The following is a 16,595-nucleotide window of genomic DNA, read 5'->3' as shown; positions in this document are numbered from 1 at the left end:
GTTCTTGGTGGTGTCAACTGGCGATCTGGTACTCGTTGATGAGTCCGCCGAGGACTGCTGTGCGGTGGACTCGGTGCTCGGCGAGGTCGATTGGGCGTGGTGGTCCGGTTTCGGTTTGTGATGGGCAGAGCTGGTTCAGGGCGCGGTGGGGCCGGTGCTCGTTGTAGTGCTCCAGGTAGCTGGTGAGGGTTCGGCGCAGGTGCCGTTCGTTGAGGATGAGCGTTCGGTCGAGGAGTTCGCGGCGTAGGGTGCCGATGAACCGTTCGCAGTGTGCGTTCGCTTTCGGGGCTTGGGGCGGGCTTTTCAGGACGCGCAGGCCGGCGTCGGTGAAGACGGCGTCGAAGGTGTCGGTGAACTGGCTGCCGCGGTCGCGGATCAGGAACTTCCGGTTCGGGGAGTCCATGTCGGTGTCCATGAGGAAGTTGCGGGCGGCCTGGGTTGTCCATGGGCCGGTGGGGTTGGCGGTGACGCCGAGCAGGTGGGCACGGCGGCTGCGGTGTTCGAGCAGGACCAGGGCGTAGATGCGTGTGAGGTTGATGGTGTCGACGTGCAGGAAGTCGACGGCGACGATGTGCTGCGCTTGGTCTGTGAGGAACTGCTTCCAGGTCGGTCCGGTGCGGCGCGGGGCGGGGTCGATGCCGGCCTGGTGGAGGATGTTCCACACGGTGGAGGCCGCTATCCGGTGGCCGAGGCGGGTGAGTTCGCCGTGGATGCGCCGGTGGCCCCATCCCGGGTTGTCGGCAGCCATGCGCAGGACCAGGGCTTTGACCGCGGTGGCCGTGGGCGGGCGTCCGGGTCGGCGTCGCTGACTGTAGTCCCACTTCTTCGCGACGAGTTCGCGGTGCCAAGCCAGCAGCGTGGCGGGGGTCATCGGGAAGACCTGGGCCCAGCGGCGGCGCGGTATCAGGTGCGAGAGCGCGGCGAACCACAGGCGGTCGGCTGGTTCGTAGCGCACGCGCGGGACGTGTCGGCGCAGGACCGCGTTCTCCTGCCGCAGCACCAGCAACTCCGCGTCCTTGGCAACGTCACGCCGCAGCAGCAACGCCGGCAGCGACAGCAGGCGGCGGGTGACGGCGTACACCATGGACATGATCACGAAACATGATCCCAGACGAGGAAGAACCGCTACTCAGGGACCTGGGCTCCCGGTTCCTCGCAGCAAAGGACTGCAAAACGAGGCGACGATCCGTGTTTTTGAGCCCCACAGGTAGTGGGTGGCCTTGGACCGGCCGGTCAGCCGGCACGCGGCCGTGGTGCCCATCACCTGCTCGATCCCGGTGAAGGCGGTGTCGACGACGGGGTCGACGGCCTGGTTCAGTCCGCGCTCTCGGAGATCATGTCCAAGAGCGCGGAGGCTTTTCCCATCACATCCAGCACGGCCTTGTTGCGGTCCAGTTCCCTCTGCAGACGCTCCACCTGCCGCCGCAGCTTCTCGTTCTCCACCTCCGTGGCGGATTTCTTTGAACGGGCCGGGCTCGTGCGCCGGTCGACCAGGTTCTCCAGGGCCCGGCATCCCGCGCGGCCCGCATTTCCTTGACGTGGGAGTGGTAGAGCCGCTCCCGGCGCAGGACCGCGCCCTTCTCGTTCCTGGACGCGGCGTCGTACTCAGCCACGAACCGCAGCTTGTACTCGGAGGTGAACGTCCGGCGCTGCGGCCGTGGTGCCGGGTCGGACCCGACGGGTTCAGTGCTGGTCACGGGGGTGACTTCTCCTGTCGTGCCCTCTCAGGCTAAACCCTCACAGAGGGGAGTCTCACCACAGGCTGAGAGAGAGGGGGGAGGTCCCACATGCCGGGCGCGAACTTCGCGTCCTTCGAGCGCTGGAGCAGGAGGACTCGGCCGGCGTCGCGGTCATGCACAATCACGGCAGCAACAAGCAGGGTCGTCGAATCGAGGGCGGGCGGCAACGAGGACTCGGGCATGAAGCGATCCTTTCAAAGAGCCGCCTCGATGAGGCGGCGCTCGAGCAGTGCCGCGCCGGTGACGCCACGGCGACGATACATCGCCAGAGCAGTGCGAACGGACACGAGGGCGGCGGCACTTCGAGCCGATGCCATGCCTTCAGCAAGATCAAGCGCCTTGCTCCAAGCTGCAACAGCCTCGTCAGCCTTGCCTTGAGCGGCAAGGCAATCGCCGAGGTCAGCGTGGGTAAGTTGCGCGAGCACCTGCTGCCGCTCATCTCGACGGCCACCCTGGCCGAACTGCCCGGGACCGGCCACCTCTCGCCGCTCGAGGTGCCGGACCAGGTGGCGAAGCACCTGACGGCCTTCGTCGCGGACACGCGGCTCACCGATCCGGCGGCTCTGCCGCTCGCCTTCCAGGACGCACTCAACTCCCATAAGCCCGACCGCGTCCTCGCGCTCTACCGGGATGACGCAGTGATGCGCACGGTCACCGGCGAGGTGATCGGTGGCCGGGCCGCGCTGCGCAAGGAGATCGAGGAGACGATCGCCGCCGACCCGCATATCGCCAACTCCACGCGCTACGTGCTGGTCACGGGCGAGACCGCGCTCGTGGTCGTCGACTGGAGCCTGGAGGTGACGGCGCCCGGGTCCATCCGTGCAACGACGACCGGCACCGCCGCGAACGTGGCCGAGCGCGGCCCGGACGGGACCTGGCGCTTCACCGTCCTCAATCCCGCCGCTTGCGACGGGCGAGGGAGCGCAGCAGATCGGTGACCATCGCCGGGGCACTGTCCGTACTCAGCCGCGTGACCAGGCCGGTCAGGTCGCGGGCCGCCGCGTCGTCCACGGCACGGCTCGCGTTCAACCGGAACTTGGTGGCCAACTCCTGCGGCGACAACGGGTTCTCCGGGCCGCCACGGTTGTGACTCACGGGTTCCTCGCGCACCTCACCTCCGGCCAGCCGAACGGTGAGCACGGCGGGGAACTGGCGCGGGAAGATCGCGGTGCACTCCGGATCGGCGACCACCTCGACCCGCGCGGCCAGAGCCAGCCGGGCCGGGTCGGCAACCGCGTCGTCGGCGAAGTCCTCGTGGAACACGCCGAGGCCGCCGCCGCCCAGCAGCGCGGCGGCCACGGTGTACGGGCCGCTGAACGCGCCGTGGTAGCCGGACCGGGGCCGGCGCTTCTCCTCGATCGGTTCGGCGATGGTGCGCAGCACCGGTTCCGGCACGCCTAGCGTGATCCGCGTGATGTCGGACGGATCGACGCCGGCGGCGCGAATGCGCAACGCGGCGTCCACACCGGCGTGCGTGAAGTGGTTGCATGGATAGGGCTTGACGAAGATGCGGTCGCATTCCCACCGCTCGCCGAGGTCGCTGGTGACCGCGTCGATGTCGAACCGGTCGCCGCAGAAGGCGTGCAGCAGCCCGAAACGTCCCTCCAGCACGGTGGGCGGCCCGGTCAACCCGTGCCGGGCGAGCGCGGCAGCGGTCACCCCGGCGTGCGCGGCCCAGCCGCAATGCACGCGTTTGACCGTGCCGCCGGTGCGATTGGCCTCGATCACGCCGGAACCCATGCTCGAGGCGATGCCGATGGCCGAGGTCAACTCGGCCGCACTCAGGCCCCTGAGCATGCCCGCGGCGACCGCGGCGCCGACCGTGCCGCAGATCGCTGTGGCGTGCTGACCGCGATCGAAGAACACGGAGTTCGCCCGCTGCTCGTCGTAGCCAGCCATGCCGAGCCGGCAGGTCACCTCGACGCCGACGGCGACGGCGTCCAGGAAGGACGGCCCGGAGACGCCGGCCGCCTCGGCGACGGCGAGGGCCGCCGGGACCACCGCCGCTGAAGGATGCAGCACCGAGGGCAGGTGGGTGTCGTCGAAGTCGAGGCTGTGCGCGAGCGTGCCGTTGACCAGCGCCGCGGACGGCGCGGGCAGTCGGTCGGCCGAGCCGATCGCGGTCGATTCCGCGGTGCCGCCCCACTCGCGCACCACCGCGGCGACCACCTCGGCCGGGCGTTCGGAGAGCGCGGCGAGACTGTTGCCGAGCACGTCGAGCACCCGGCCGGCGACATCGGCGCGCAGCCGGGCCGAGAGCCCGTCCTGGGCGACGCGCGCGGCCAGTTCGCCGAGTCGCTCGGCGGGCGTGGGACTCACCCGCCCACCACCGCGATCGGCCGGATCGGTGACCCGGTGCCGCCGACGATGCGCAGCGGGGCCACCACGATCAGGAACTCGGTCAGCCCCTGGTCGGCGGCCTGCTCGAGGTTGAGGTGCTCCATGATGTAGATGCCGTGCTCGACCAGGAGCACGCGGTGCACCGGCATGGTCCGGTGGCCCTCGCCGGGAGGGATGCGCTCGTAGGCGGTGGTGTCGGCGCCGGTGGCGACGACACCCTGGCCGGCCAGCCACTCGGCCACCTCCTCGGTGACTCCGGGAACGCCGCTGAGGTGGCCCTGGTAGGTCTCCGGGTCGGCGAAGAGCCTCGCCCAACCCGTGCGCACCAGCGCGACGTCGCCCGGGGCGGGCAGCACGCCCGCCCGCTCGGCGGCGTCCTGCAGGTCCTGCACGGTCACGCCGTATCCGGGCTCGAGCACGTCGACGCCGCGGGTGCCGGCCACGTCGAGCAGGACGGCCCTGGCCACCAGCGGCGGCACCTGGTCGACGCCGAGTTCGGTGAACACGCCGCCGCGTTGGGCGGCGTCCGCGTCGACGCCGCCGTACAGCTTTCCCTCGTGGCTGACGTGCGCGAGCGCGTCGATGTGGGTGCCGACGTGCCCGCCGGTGATGATCAGCTCATTGCTGGACGAACCGCCGTCCGGGCGCCGCATGTCGCCGTGCCGGCGGGCGAGCGTCATCCGGAACCCGGGATGGTTGGGCGAGCAGGGCATGCCGGTGAACAACGGCTGGCCCAGTTCGACCGTGCGCAGGCCCTTGGCAAGCACGGCCAGCAGCGCGCTGGTCTGCGTGTCCGTCATGAGTCGCCTCCGGCGAGGGTGCGGGTGACCAGCTCGGTGATCTCCGCGCTGTGGTCGACGAGAAAGAAGTGGCCGCCCGGGTAGACCTGCATGTCGGTCGGGGCCGTGGTGTGCTCGCTCCAGGCCCGCGCCTCGTCGAGCGACACACGGGGGTCGCTGTCGCCGGTGAGCACGGTCACCGGGCAATCCAGCCGCTCCTCCCGCGGATCGTGCCGGTAGCGCTCGGCGGCGCGGTAGTCCGCGCGGACGGAGGGCAAAATCATCTCGAGCACCTCCGGGTCGGCGAGCATGCTCTGGTTCGGGCCGCCGAGTGTGCGCAGTTCGGCCACCAGCCCCTCGTCCGAGCTGTCGTGCACGTGCTCGTCCCGGTAACGCGACGGGGCGCGCCGGCCCGAGGCGTACAGCCGCGTCGGCGACGGCAAGCCCGCGTTGCGCATCCGGATCGCGACTTCGTAGGCGAGGATCGCGCCCATGCTGTGGCCGAACAGCGCCACCGGCCGCTCGTCCAGTTCCCGCAGCGCGGTGAAGATCTCGTCGGCGAACTCGGGGATGTTGTCGATGCACGGCTCGTGCCGCCGGGACTGCCGGCCCGGGTACTGGACGGCCACCACCTCGGCCGCGGCGCCGATCGCCTTGGCCATCGGATAGAAGAACGTCGCCGAACCGCCCGCGTGCGGCAGGCACACGAGTCGCACCGCGTCCCCGCGGGCCGAGTGGAACACTTTCAGCCATTGTTCACAATGTACTGACGTCACCACGAATGATCTCCCTCTGGCTGTACTTCATCAAAAAGGTAGGGCCGCGGGCGCGTTCCGACATTCCCCATGCTGACAGTATCTCCGCTCCTTGACATGCCCGGATGGCCGCCATAAGGTCACGCGAATCCCTGGACGTGGCGACGAGTTCCGCGGTGAGGTCCCCCTTGACATCGAACCCAACGGACACGGACGTCGTCATCGTCGGCAACGGCCCGATCGGCGCGACGCTGTCGGTGTTGCTCGCGCAGCGCGGCCGGCGCGTGACGGTGCTGGAACGCCGTGCGCGGCCCTACCGGATGCCGAGAGCGACGAGTTTCGACGGCGAGACCGCGCGGCTGCTCGCCGCCACCGGGATCGGCGACGATCTCGGCCGGATCACCGAGCCGGCCAACGGCTACCAGTGGCGCACGGCCGAGGGCGCGACCCTGCTGGACATCGCGTTCGACACCACCGGCCGCTACGGCTGGCCGGACGCGAACACCATGCACCAGCCGGCGCTGGAAGAGCTGATCGCGGCCAGGGCGGCCACGCTGGCGAACCTCACCGTGCTGCGCGGCCACGAGGTCGTGGGCATCGCCGACCACGCCGACCGGGTCGAGGTGAGCGTCGAGGGCGAGGACGCGACTCGCACCATCTCCGCGCGCTGGGTCGTCGGATGCGACGGCGCGAACAGCTTCGTGCGGGAACAGATCGACGTCTCGGTCACCGACCTCGGGTTCGCCTACGAGTGGCTGCTCTGCGACGTCGAACTGCGCGAGCCGCGCGAGTTCACTCCCACCAACGTGCAGATCTGCGATCCGGCGCGGCCGACCACGCTGGTGGGCAGCGGACCCGGCCACCGGCGCTGGGAGTTCATGCGACTGCCCGGGGAGAGCGCCGCGGAACTCACGAAGGACGAGACGGCCTGGCGGCTGCTCGAACCTTTCGGCGCCACCCCGGAGACGGCGAAGCTGTTGCGCAGCACCACCTACATCTTCCAGGCACGCTGGGCCGACCGGTGGCGGGTCGGCCACGTCCTGCTCGCCGGTGACGCCGCCCACCTCATGCCGCCGTTCGCCGGGCAGGGCATGTGCTCCGGGATCCGGGACGCCACGAACCTGGCCTGGAAACTGGACCTGGTCATGCGCGGTGCAGCGCCCGAGGCGCTGCTGGACACCTACGGCGAGGAACGCCGGGCGGCGGCGGAACAGTCGATCCTCTCGTCCGTCCAACTCGGACGGCTGATCTGCGCGACGGACCCGGCGGCCGCGGCCGAGCGGGACGCCACCGTGCTCGCCGGGCGCCGCGGCCGCGGTCCGAGCCGGCCGGAACCGGCGAAACCGCTCACCACCGGTCTGCGCCACGGGTCCTCGGCGGCCGCGGGCGCGGTCGTGCCGCAGGGCCGGGTCACCCGCGGGGGCCGTACCGGCTTGTTCGACGACGTCGTCGGCCGGGGCTTCGTCCTGCTGCTCACCGACGACGACCAGTACCTCGCGCTCGACGAGCGTCAGCGCGCCTTCCTCACCGACCTCGGCACCCACGTGGTCCGCCTGACGCCGCAGGACGTCGTCGATGTCGACGACGTCTACCTGCCCTACCTGGCCGGCTTCGGCGCGAGCGCGCTGCTCGTACGGCCCGACCACCACGTCTTCGGCGCCGGCACGGATCTCAGAGCACTGGTCGAGGACCTGCGCGAGCAGCTGTGTGCCCCGGAATCGGCCGGCTGACCGATACCGGGGCACACGGCGCACGTCCTACCGGGCGGCGAGCGCCTCGGCGATGATGTCGGCGGTCGTGTGGATCTCCTGCTCACCGGCCAGCAACACCCGGTGGTGCAGCCAGACGCAGTTCTGGCTGATCGCCTCGGTGTTCGGGCAGCGCTTCGCGATCGCCTCCGGGGACTCCTCGGGCGCGCTCAGCTCCCAGAAGGCGTCGGTTCGGTAGATCGCCCGGAACCCGGCGAACGCCGGCACACCCGCGGCGACGAGCCGGTCGACGAGGGCGTTACGGTTCTCCTCGCCGATGCCGGGCACCCGGAACATGGCCATGTAGTGCGGGTTCCGGTCGGCACGCGCGTCCGTACCCTGCGGAACGACGCCGGTGATCTCGCGCAGCAGCCGGTACAGCAGGGCCCAGCGGGCGTCGCGCACCTCGGTCTGCGCGTCGAGCCTGCGCAGCTGGGCGCGCAGCACCGACGCGGAGAACTCGTTGAGCCTCAGGTTGGATCCGGCGATCTGGTGCCGGTAGCGGCGGTCCGTCCTCGGCCGGCCGCAGCTGTGCCGCAGGAAAGCGGTCTCGTACATGTCCGAGTCCGGGAACAGTACGGCGCCGCCCTCGCCGGCGGTCATCAGCTTGCCGTTCTGGAAGCTGAACGCCGCGACCGTGTCCAGCTCGCCGACCCGCTTGCCCTGCCAGCGCGCTCCGTGCGCGTGCGCGGCGTCCTGGAGGACGGCCACTCCGGACTCGGCGGAGAGCTTGGCCAGCGCGTCCATGTCGGCGAAGAGCCCCGCCATGTGCACCGGCATGATCACCTTGGTGCGCGGCGTGATCGCCTTGGCGACCTCGGCCACGTCGATGTTGTAGGTCTCCGCGTCGACGTCCACCGGAACCGCGACCGCGCCGAGCCGCTGCGCGGCCTGGGAGGAGGAGATGAACGTGAAGGCCGGCACGATGACCTCGGTGCCCGGCCCCACCCCCATGCACTGGAGGGCGAGTTCCAGCGCGTGCGTCCCGTTGGTGACCGCGAGCGCATACGCGGCGCCGTGGTGCGCGGCAAACTCGCGCTCGAAGGAATCGACCTCGCTTCCGCCCATCCGCCACCACTGGCCCTGCTCCAGTGCGCGGATCAGGCCCTGCCTCTCATTCTCGTCATATTGAGGCCATTCGGGGAATATCGGTGCCTGTCGCGCGTTCATATCTCTCCCATGATTTTTCCGATAAGCTAACGAAAAAATAGGCTGTGTCCCTTGAGCCGGGCATCCCCCGGCCTGACAGTCGTCCCGCCGCCGCCCTAGCCGAGGCGGAGGAATTCGCGGTACGCGCCGATCTGCCCGTCGAGCATGTGGATTCCGTGGTGGACCGGATGACCGAGTGCGGCGGCCTCGCGCAGCAGCCGGGTCTCCCTCGGCTTCATGATGATGTCGGCGACGACGCACTCCTCGCGCAGCCGCTCCGGCGGGAAGGGCAGGGGATCGTCGGCGCGCAGACCGAGCGGCGTCGCGTTCACCACGATGTGCGCCTCGGCGAGATCGGGTTCGGTGGACACCGCGGTCCGGCCGGGCCAGCGCTCCTCCAGCCGCGCACGCAACCCGTCCAGCTTTCCGGAATCGAGGTCGCACACGGTCAGCCGCTCGGCGCCCGCCGCGATCAGCGCGGCCGCGATGGCGCTGCCCGCGCCGCCCGCGCCCACCAGCGACACGTTCCGGCCCGCCGGATCGTGCCCCGCGTCGACGAGCCCGACGACGAAGCCGGAGCCGTCGAAGTTCTCCGCGTACCAGGTGCCGTCTTCCTCGCGCCTGAGCACGTTGGCGCTCCCGGTGACGTCCACCATCGGGCTGCACCGGTCCGCGAACCGGCACACCGCCACCTTGTGCGGGACGGTGATGAAGATGCCGTCCAGGTTGGCGATGCACTGCAATCCCCTGACGATCCGCTCCAGCTGCTCGGGCCGGGCGTGCACCGGAACCAGCACCGCGTCCAGGCCCAGCCGGGCGAACAGCGGGTTGAGCAGTCCCGGCGACTGCACCTGGGTCACCGGATCGCCCAGCACGACGAACAGCCGGGTGCTGCCGCTGATAGCGACCCCGGGAAGCTCCGCTGGCATGGTCATGTCCTTCCCCACCGCCTGTTCCACGAGCCGCGCAGGAGTTCCGCCACGGTGAATGAGAGTTCGATCGATTGATCCGCGTTCAGCCGCGGATCGCAGGCCGTCCGGTACCGGGCCGGGAGATCGGACTCGGTGATACCGGCCGCGCCGCCGAGGCACTCGGTCACGTCCTCGCCGGTCACCTCGACGTGGATACCGCCTGGATGGGTGCCCAGCCGCCTGTGCACCTCGAAGAAGCCGCGCAGCTCGTCGACGATGTGCGCGACGTGCCGGGTCTTGTGGCCGTTGCCCGAGATACGCGTATTGCCATGCACGGGATCGCACTGCCAGATCACCTCGTGGCCGGAGGCGGTGACCTTCTCCACGATCGTCGGCAGCACCTCCCGGACCCGCTGGTACCCCATCCGGCTGACCAGCGTGAGCTGGCCCGGCGTGCCGTGCGGGTCGAGGCGCTCCACGTATTCGACGGCCTGCTCGGGGGTGACGGTCGGGCCGATCTTGAGGCCGATCGGGTTGGCCAGCAACCGTGCGAACGCGATGTGCGCGCCGTCGAGCTGGCGGGTGCGCTCCCCGACCCACAGGAAGTGGGCCAGCCCGCTGGCCAGCCGCCGCGGCCCGTATCCGTCCACGAACAGCACGGACTGCTCGTAGTCGAGGAGCAGCAGCTCGTGGCCGACGTAGATCTCCTCGGCCGTCCCCGCCCTGCGGATCACCGCCATCGCGTCCGCGGCGTGGGCGTGCGCGCGCAGCATCCGGTCCGGGTCGGGAGTCCTGGCCACGAGGGTCGACTCGGGCGAGTTGACGATGTCGCCCCGGTAGGCGGGGAGCCCCAGCGCGTCCAAGGGCTTCGACCTCGGTTTAGCGTACTGGCCCGCCATCCTGGCGATCGTGACCACCGGCAGGCCGGACTCTCCGGCGATCACGGCGGCCATCCGTCCCAGCACCCGCAGATTCGCGCGCAGGTGCGGCTCGGTGTTGTCGGCGAACGTCTCGGCGCAGTCGCCGCCCTGCAGAAGGAACGCGTCGCCGCGCGCGACCGCAGCGAGCCGCCCGGACAGCCGCGCCGTCTCCTCCGGCGTCACGATCGGCTCGGCCCCGTGCAGCAGCCCGACGACCTCGGCAGCCCTCACCGGATCCGGCCAGAGAGGTTGCTGCGCGGCCGGTTTCGCCAGTGCCGCCGCCACCTCGCCGGCCAGCGAATGGTCCGCCTCCAGCGAGGTGCCGCGCCAACGCCGAGACCCCGTCATGGCGCCGCCGTATCCCGGACGAGCTCGGCCATGCGCGCCCTCGGCATCGCCGCCAGCTCGACCGCGACGACCTCGGGCGGCACGTTCGGCACCAGTTCGGCGCCCTCGGGCCCGTCGAGCGCGAAGGAGAGCCCGTCGACGGCCTTCTTGTCGTGCCGCATCAACACGATCAGGACGTCGGCCCCGACCCCTTCTGGCAGCGCGCTCGGCAGGCCGTAGTACTCGACGACCTCTCGGTGTTCCTCCGCCCGCGCCCGATCGATCCGGCCGAGCGCGTACGCCAACTGGCCGGCGAAGACCGTGCCGATCGCCACCGCCTCGCCGTGCCGGAGGGCGAAGTCGGTGGCGATCTCCAGCGCGTGGCCGAGCGTGTGGCCGTAGTTCAGGATGTGCCGCAGCCCGGTGTCGCGTTCGTCCGCGGACACCACGCTCGCCTTGAGGGTGAGGCTCGCGGTGATCTGCTCGGCGAGCGACAGGCCGCGCAGATCCGGCGCGCCGATGAAGTGGCAGCGGGCGATCTCCCCCAGGCCGTTGCGCAACTCCCGCTCCGGCAGGGTGGAGAGGTAGTCGGTGTCGCAGAGCACTGCACTGGGCTGCCAGTACGTGCCGACCAGGTTCTTGCCCTCGTCCAGGTTCACCCCGGTCTTCCCACCGACGCCGGCGTCCACCTGCGCCAGCAGGGACGTCGGCAGGTGCACGACCGGAACCCCCCGGTGGTAGAGCGCCGCGGCCAGCCCTACCACGTCGGTGGTCGTCCCGCCGCCGCAGGAGACGACCACGTCCGACCTGGTGAGCCCGAAGCGCGCGAACTCGCCGCACAACGCCTGGACCGTGGCGAGCGTCTTGTCCGGTTCGCCGTCCATGGCGGGCAGCAGCAGGGTCTCGACCCCCGCGTCCGGCACCCACTCGGCCGGCCGTGCCGAGACCACCGCGGCTCGCCGGGCCCCCAGCGCGTGCACGACCCCGGCGAGCTCATGACGGACGCCGGGACCGATCAGCACGTCGTAGGAGCGGCCTTCGAGCCGCACCGGAACCCGAGACCCCTCCGGGTTCACCGGAAGTCCCCGGAGAGGATGCTGGAGATCAGCCTGTCGTGCTCCTCGTCGTCGGTGATCGTGCGCACCTCCTCGCGCCCGTCCCGGACCGTCAGATACCTGCGGCCCTTCAGCACCACCTGGCCGTTCTCGAAGGTCCTGCCGCACAGCACCTCGTGCCGGTTGCGGGACTTCATGTCCGCCTCGATCTCCTCGAACAGCCGGTCCGTGCCCCGCGAGATCGCGCACGCCGTGTCCACCTCCGACTCCTGCGCCTCCCCTGGCTCGAAGTAGGAGGCGAACTCGCGGTTGAGGTGGATCTCCAGGTCTCTCCAGTCGCTCCACTTCCTGGGCTTCATAACAAACGTGTAGACGGTGCTCCAGCGGCTCACTCGGCCTCTGCGCTGCAGGGCGAAGCCCTCCTCGTGCTCGACCAGTCGGTATTGGCACCCGTACTGCGTCTGCACCTTGTCGGAGACCGACAGCGGTTCGAGGAAGGACGGGCCGGGGTAGCCGACGTCGACCAGCCACTGCCGGCCCTCGAGCGTCACCAGGTTGAACATGTGCTCGACGTCGAGGCCGAAGTTCTCCCGGCCCTCCGCCGTGTAGCTCGCCATCAGCGTGACGTCGTATCCCAGTTCGCGCAGCAGCCGGTTGAACATGCGGGCCAGGTGGAAACACGTGCCGCCCATGCCGCTCGCGACACAGGTGTCGAACATCTCGTCCTCGTCGATGTCGACGAGCTTGATGCCGTCGCGCAGATCCTGGATGTCACCGTTGTACGGAAGCGACATGAGGTGGTTCTTGTGCAGCCTGCGCAACGACTCGAGGCCGACGGAGGTCTCCCCGCCGCACCCGATCCGTTCCAGATAGCCGGTCACGTCGAACACGTCAGAACCCTTCTTTTTCAGATGGAGATCAGGGTCGCCTCGCCGCCGAGCAGCGTGTGCAGGTGCGCGGCGAGCATCGCCGGCGTCGGATGGTCGAAGACGAGTCCGGGCGAGAGCTTGCGCTCGGTCATCGTGCGGAGCCGGTTGCGCAGCTCGATCGCGGTCAACGAATCGAATCCGATCTCGAACAGCCCCTGGTCGGCGTCGAGGTGGTGGGACGTGCCGAAGCCGAGCACGGCCGCGATCTGGGCGCGGACCAGGTCGAGCAGGAGCGCCGACTGCTCGGCGCCGGTCAGCCCGGCCAGCCGCTCCGCCAGCGGCCGGTCGCCTCCTGCCGCCGTGGCGGTGGCCGACCGCGCCAGCTGGCGCCCGACCCGTACCAGGCCGCGGAGCATGTGCGGCACCACGCCGCCGGCCGCGGCGTCGGCCCGCACGCCACGCAGATCGAGTTTCGCCGGTACCAGCAGCGAGCGCGCCGACCCGACGGCCGCCCGGAACAGCTCCATGCCCTCGGCGACACTCATCGGCAGCAGCCCGCCGCGCCGGTTCATCCGAGCCCTGGTCAGATCGTCGAGGTCCTGTGCCATGCCGCTCGTCTGGTCCCACAGGCCCCAGGCCAGAGCAAGGCCGGGCAGGCCGGCGGCGCGGCGACTAGCCATCAGACCGTCCAGGAAGGCGTTCGCGGCCGCGTAGCCGCCGCTGCCCGCGCCCATGAACACCGACGACACCGACGAGTAGACGACGAACGCGTCCAGGTCCAGGTCGCGCGTCAACGCGTCCAGGTGGAGCACCGCGTCGACCTTCGGCGCGAAGAGCCTCGCCAGCCGCTCCGGCGTCACGGTCGCGATCACTCCCGCGTCCGAGACACCTGCGGTGTGGACGACGCCGCGCAGCCGGTGCTCAGCTGGAATCGAGGCCAACAGCGCGGCCACCTCGTCCCGGTCGGAGAGATCGCACGCGACCGCGGACGCCTCGGCGCCGAGCCCGGTCAGCTCCTCGACCAGCTCCGCCATGCCCGCGGCGTCCGGCCCGCGCCGACTGGCCAGCACCAGCCGCCGCACGCCGTGCTCGACGACCAGATGCCGGGCGACGACCCCGCCCAGCGATCCTGCACCCGAGACCAGAACCGTCCCGTCGGGTCCGAACACCGCGTCCGAGCGGCTCTCGGCGACCCGGGCGAGCCGCGGCACGAACAGCCGCGACCCGCGCACCGCGACCTCCGGTTCGCCTGAGGCGAGTACCGCGGGCAGTACGGACTCGACCTCGGCGTCCGCGTCGAGATCCAGCAGGACGATCCGGTCCGGGTTCTCCGCCTGTGCGGCCCGAACCAGGCCCCACACCGCGGCCGCACCCGGGTCAGTCACCGTCGCCTCACCGGCGGCGGGTACCGCGCCCCGGGTCGCCACGACGAGCCGGGCATCCTCGAGGCCGGTTCCGTCGAGCCAGCACTGCACGATCTCCAACACCCGGTTGGTCAACGCGAGGACCGCGTCCTGCTCGTCGAGGCTGACCGCGTCGGCGACCGCCGCCGCGGGAAGCCCGGCGGCGCCCGACTCGACCTCGTCCGCCAACGTCGCCACCGCCTCCGCGTCGGCCACTGGCACCCATGCCGGCGCGAAGCCGGCACTGACCGGGCCCGGCTCGGACGAGACCCATTCCACCCCGTACAACGACCCTGCCCTCGTCGTCCGGCCCACGCTGGCCGCGACCTCGAGAGCCCCCACGGAAACCGGGCGCGACACCAGCGAATCCAGCGTGACGACGGGTCCGCCGAATTCGTCGACCGCCTCCATCGACAGGTCGCCGCCCGGCAACCGGTGCACCCGGACCCGCAACGCCGACGCTCCAGCGGCAGAGAGCCGCAGCCCGTTCCACGCGAACGGCAGGCCCAGGCTTCCTTCTCTTCCTTCGCCGTCACCGTTTTCGGGAGGACCGTCCGCGCCCGCTACGCCGGCGGCAGCGACCGTGTCCAGCATCGTCGAGTGCAACGCCGCGTCCAACAACGCAGGGTGGATGCCGTATGCCGCACCCGGCTCGTCAGCCGGGAGGGCGACCTCGGCGAAGACGTCGTCGCCGCGCCGCCACACCGCACGCACGCACCGGAACACCGGTCCGTACCCGTATCCGCCCCGCGCCAGCACGTCGTATCCGGAGCCGATGTCGACCGGCTCGGCGTCCGCCGGCGGCCACACCACCTCCCCGGCATCAAACCGCTGTGTCGTCTCGGTGGCGCCCGGCGCCATCGAGACGACGCCGCTGGCGTGGCGGGTCCACACAGTCCCATCCTCATCGGGGTCGTCTTCCCGCTGGGAATACACCTCCACCGAGCGCGACCCGTCGGTACCGGTCGCGCCACCGACCACGACGTGAACCCGGACCCCGCCCCGCTCCGGCACGACGAGCGGGGCCTCGATCACCAGCTCTTCCAGCACCGAACACCCGGCCTCGTCACCGGCGCGGACCGCCAGCTCGACCAGCCCGGTCCCGGGAACGATCACCACCCCGGCGACGACGTGATCGCCGATCCACGGATGCGTACGCAACGACAGGCGCGACGTGAACACGAACCCGGCCGAGTTCGGCAGAGCAACTACGGCGCCCAGCATCGGGTGATCGACCCCTGCGAGCCCCAGCGACACCGCGTCCGTGGCGGGCGGGGCCACCGGTAGCCAGTAGTGCTCGTGGTCGAACGCGTACGTCGGCAGCTCGACCGCAGCGGCCCCGGCACCCTCGGGCAGCAGCGCCGTCCAATCCACCGGCACACCACGCACGAACAACTCGGCCACCGAGGTCAGCAGACGACGCAGACCGCCCTCGTCCCGACGCAGCGACCCGGTGACCACGATGGCGTCATCGGCGATCTCCGAAATCGACTGCACCAACACCGGATGCGCACTCGCCTCAACGAAGACCTTGTGCCCCTGGGCGATCAGCGCCTCGATTGCCGGAGCGAACCGCACCTGCCGGCGCAGATTCCGGAACCAGTACCCACCATCGAGCACCCCCGCATCCTCGACCCACTCACCGGTGACCGTGGACAGGAACGGAATCCGCGGAGCAGCACTGCGAATACCCGCGAACGCCTCACCCAGCGCACCCTCAATCGACACCACATGGCTCGTGTGCGAGGCGTAGTCCACCGCCACCCGCCGAACCCGCACACCCTCCTCTTCCAAGACCTTCAACGCCTCATCCAACGCCTCCGCATCACCAGCCAACACCACCGACGATGGCCCGTTCACCGCAGCCACCTCAACCCGACCCGACCACCGCCCGACCCGCTCGTGGGCCTCAGCCTCGGACAACGCCACCGACGCCATCCCACCCCGACCAGCCAAATCCCGCGCAATCACCTGGCTGCGCACCGCGACAATCCGTGCAGCATCCTCCAACGACAACGCACCCGCCACACACGCCGCCGCGATCTCCCCCTGCGAATGCCCCACCACCGCATCCGCCACCACCTCAAGCGACTCCCACACCGCAGCAAGCGCCACCATCACCGCGAAACTCGCCGGCTGCACCACATCCACCCGATCCAACGCCCCACCACGCAACACATCAGTCAAAGACCAATCCACCCACGGCTCCAACGCCGCCGCACACTCAGCAATCCGAGCCGCGAAAACCGGCGACGAGTCAAGCAACTCGCGCCCCATCCCCACCCACTGCGAACCCTGACCGGGAAACACCAACACCGTCTTGCCGACAGCGCCTGCACGCCCCGACACCACACCGGAAGCGGCCTCGCCTCTCGCCACCGCCCCGAGCCCAGCCAGCGCCTCATCACGCGAATCGGCTATGACGACCGCACGCTCGGACCACAACGAGCGCTGCCCGACCAAAGCCGCCGCCACATCGGCCAACGCATCCCCCTCACCGAGGAACACGCCCAACCGCCCAGCCTGACCAGCCAACGACCCCGCGCTCTTCGCCGAAACCACCAACGGCACCACACTCGCGTCACCAGACGACGCGGACT

General features: G+C 70.4%; 13 protein-coding genes and 1 pseudogene. 2 read left to right on the top strand and 12 right to left on the bottom strand.

What is annotated here, in order from left to right:
• Positions 1–13: 13 nt before the first annotated feature.
• The 3 genes and pseudogenes from FCI23_RS40485 to FCI23_RS60880 form a co-directional block, all read right to left on the bottom strand.
• Positions 14–1,090, bottom strand: a complete 1,077-nt coding sequence (locus FCI23_RS40485) for an integrase core domain-containing protein (protein ID WP_322973974.1) — start codon at positions 1,088–1,090, stop codon at positions 14–16.
• Positions 1,091–1,314: 224 nt separating this feature from the next.
• Positions 1,315–1,443 (bottom strand): hypothetical protein, encoded by a 129-nt coding sequence (locus FCI23_RS62665; protein ID WP_265737809.1) that lies wholly within the window; start codon positions 1,441–1,443, stop codon positions 1,315–1,317.
• A gap of 307 nt (positions 1,444–1,750) precedes the next feature.
• Positions 1,751–1,921, bottom strand: a pseudogene (locus FCI23_RS60880) (NUDIX hydrolase); the annotation flags it as partial.
• Between FCI23_RS60880 and FCI23_RS40470 the strand changes: the two are divergent.
• Complete coding sequence (locus FCI23_RS40470) at positions 1,853–2,677, top strand: nuclear transport factor 2 family protein (protein ID WP_211265675.1); 825 nt, start codon at positions 1,853–1,855, stop codon at positions 2,675–2,677. The pseudogene FCI23_RS60880 and the gene FCI23_RS40470 sit on opposite strands and share 69 nt — an antisense overlap.
• Here the strand turns inward: FCI23_RS40470 and FCI23_RS40465 are convergent.
• Genes FCI23_RS40465 through FCI23_RS40455 form a run of 3 tightly spaced genes read right to left on the bottom strand, consistent with a single transcriptional unit; the run spans position 2,631 to position 5,601 of the window.
• Positions 2,631–4,058: an MmgE/PrpD family protein gene (locus FCI23_RS40465; protein ID WP_136729132.1), complete on the bottom strand. Its 1,428-nt coding sequence runs from the start codon at positions 4,056–4,058 to the stop codon at positions 2,631–2,633. The genes FCI23_RS40470 and FCI23_RS40465 overlap by 47 nt on opposite strands.
• Entirely contained in the window at positions 4,055–4,879 is an 825-nt protein-coding gene (locus FCI23_RS40460; protein ID WP_136729131.1) for a cyclase family protein, read from the bottom strand. Before FCI23_RS40460 ends, FCI23_RS40465 begins: the two co-directional genes overlap by 4 nt.
• The gene (locus FCI23_RS40455) at positions 4,876–5,601 is read right to left on the bottom strand and encodes a thioesterase II family protein (RefSeq protein WP_246144540.1); all 726 of its coding nucleotides are present in this window, start codon (positions 5,599–5,601) and stop codon (positions 4,876–4,878) included. The genes FCI23_RS40460 and FCI23_RS40455 overlap by 4 nt, the downstream gene beginning before the upstream one ends.
• Before the next feature lie 200 nt (positions 5,602–5,801).
• On the opposite strand from FCI23_RS40455, the gene mhpA reads away from it, so the two are divergent.
• Positions 5,802–7,343, top strand: coding sequence for a bifunctional 3-(3-hydroxy-phenyl)propionate/3-hydroxycinnamic acid hydroxylase MhpA (gene mhpA / locus FCI23_RS40450; RefSeq protein ID WP_246144539.1), 1,542 nt, complete (start codon positions 5,802–5,804; stop codon positions 7,341–7,343).
• Positions 7,344–7,370: 27 nt separating this feature from the next.
• Here mhpA and rifK read toward each other — a convergent pair whose 3' ends face one another.
• The 6 genes from rifK to FCI23_RS40420 all read right to left on the bottom strand — a co-directional run bounded on the left by rifK (position 7,371) and on the right by FCI23_RS40420 (position 16,503).
• Positions 7,371–8,531 (bottom strand): 3-amino-5-hydroxybenzoate synthase, encoded by a 1,161-nt coding sequence (rifK, locus tag FCI23_RS40445; RefSeq protein ID WP_136729128.1) that lies wholly within the window; start codon positions 8,529–8,531, stop codon positions 7,371–7,373.
• A gap of 95 nt (positions 8,532–8,626) precedes the next feature.
• Positions 8,627–9,439, bottom strand: a complete 813-nt coding sequence (locus FCI23_RS40440) for a shikimate dehydrogenase family protein (protein WP_136729127.1) — start codon at positions 9,437–9,439, stop codon at positions 8,627–8,629.
• 2 nt (positions 9,440–9,441) lie between these two features.
• Positions 9,442–10,689 carry a 3-deoxy-7-phosphoheptulonate synthase gene (locus tag FCI23_RS40435; protein WP_136729126.1) on the bottom strand — a complete coding sequence of 416 codons (1,248 nt, stop codon included), beginning with the start codon at positions 10,687–10,689 and terminating at the stop codon, positions 9,442–9,444.
• Positions 10,686–11,717 (bottom strand): 3-dehydroquinate synthase family protein, encoded by a 1,032-nt coding sequence (locus FCI23_RS40430; RefSeq protein WP_136729125.1) that lies wholly within the window; start codon positions 11,715–11,717, stop codon positions 10,686–10,688. The genes FCI23_RS40435 and FCI23_RS40430 overlap by 4 nt, the downstream gene beginning before the upstream one ends.
• A gap of 23 nt (positions 11,718–11,740) precedes the next feature.
• Positions 11,741–12,613, bottom strand: a complete 873-nt coding sequence (locus tag FCI23_RS40425; protein ID WP_136729124.1) for an arylamine N-acetyltransferase — start codon at positions 12,611–12,613, stop codon at positions 11,741–11,743.
• 17 nt (positions 12,614–12,630) lie between these two features.
• On the bottom strand, positions 12,631–16,503 hold the full coding sequence (locus FCI23_RS40420; RefSeq protein ID WP_246144542.1) for a type I polyketide synthase: 3,873 nt from the start codon (positions 16,501–16,503) through the stop codon (positions 12,631–12,633).
• Between the last annotated feature and the right edge of the window lie 92 nt (positions 16,504–16,595).

It is taken from the genome of Actinacidiphila oryziradicis (genome assembly GCF_005047355.1).
Lineage (GTDB): Bacteria > Actinomycetota > Actinomycetes > Streptomycetales > Streptomycetaceae > Actinacidiphila > Actinacidiphila oryziradicis.
Note: the sequence above shows the minus strand (reverse complement) of the source record. Positions and strands in the feature narration are given on the sequence as shown.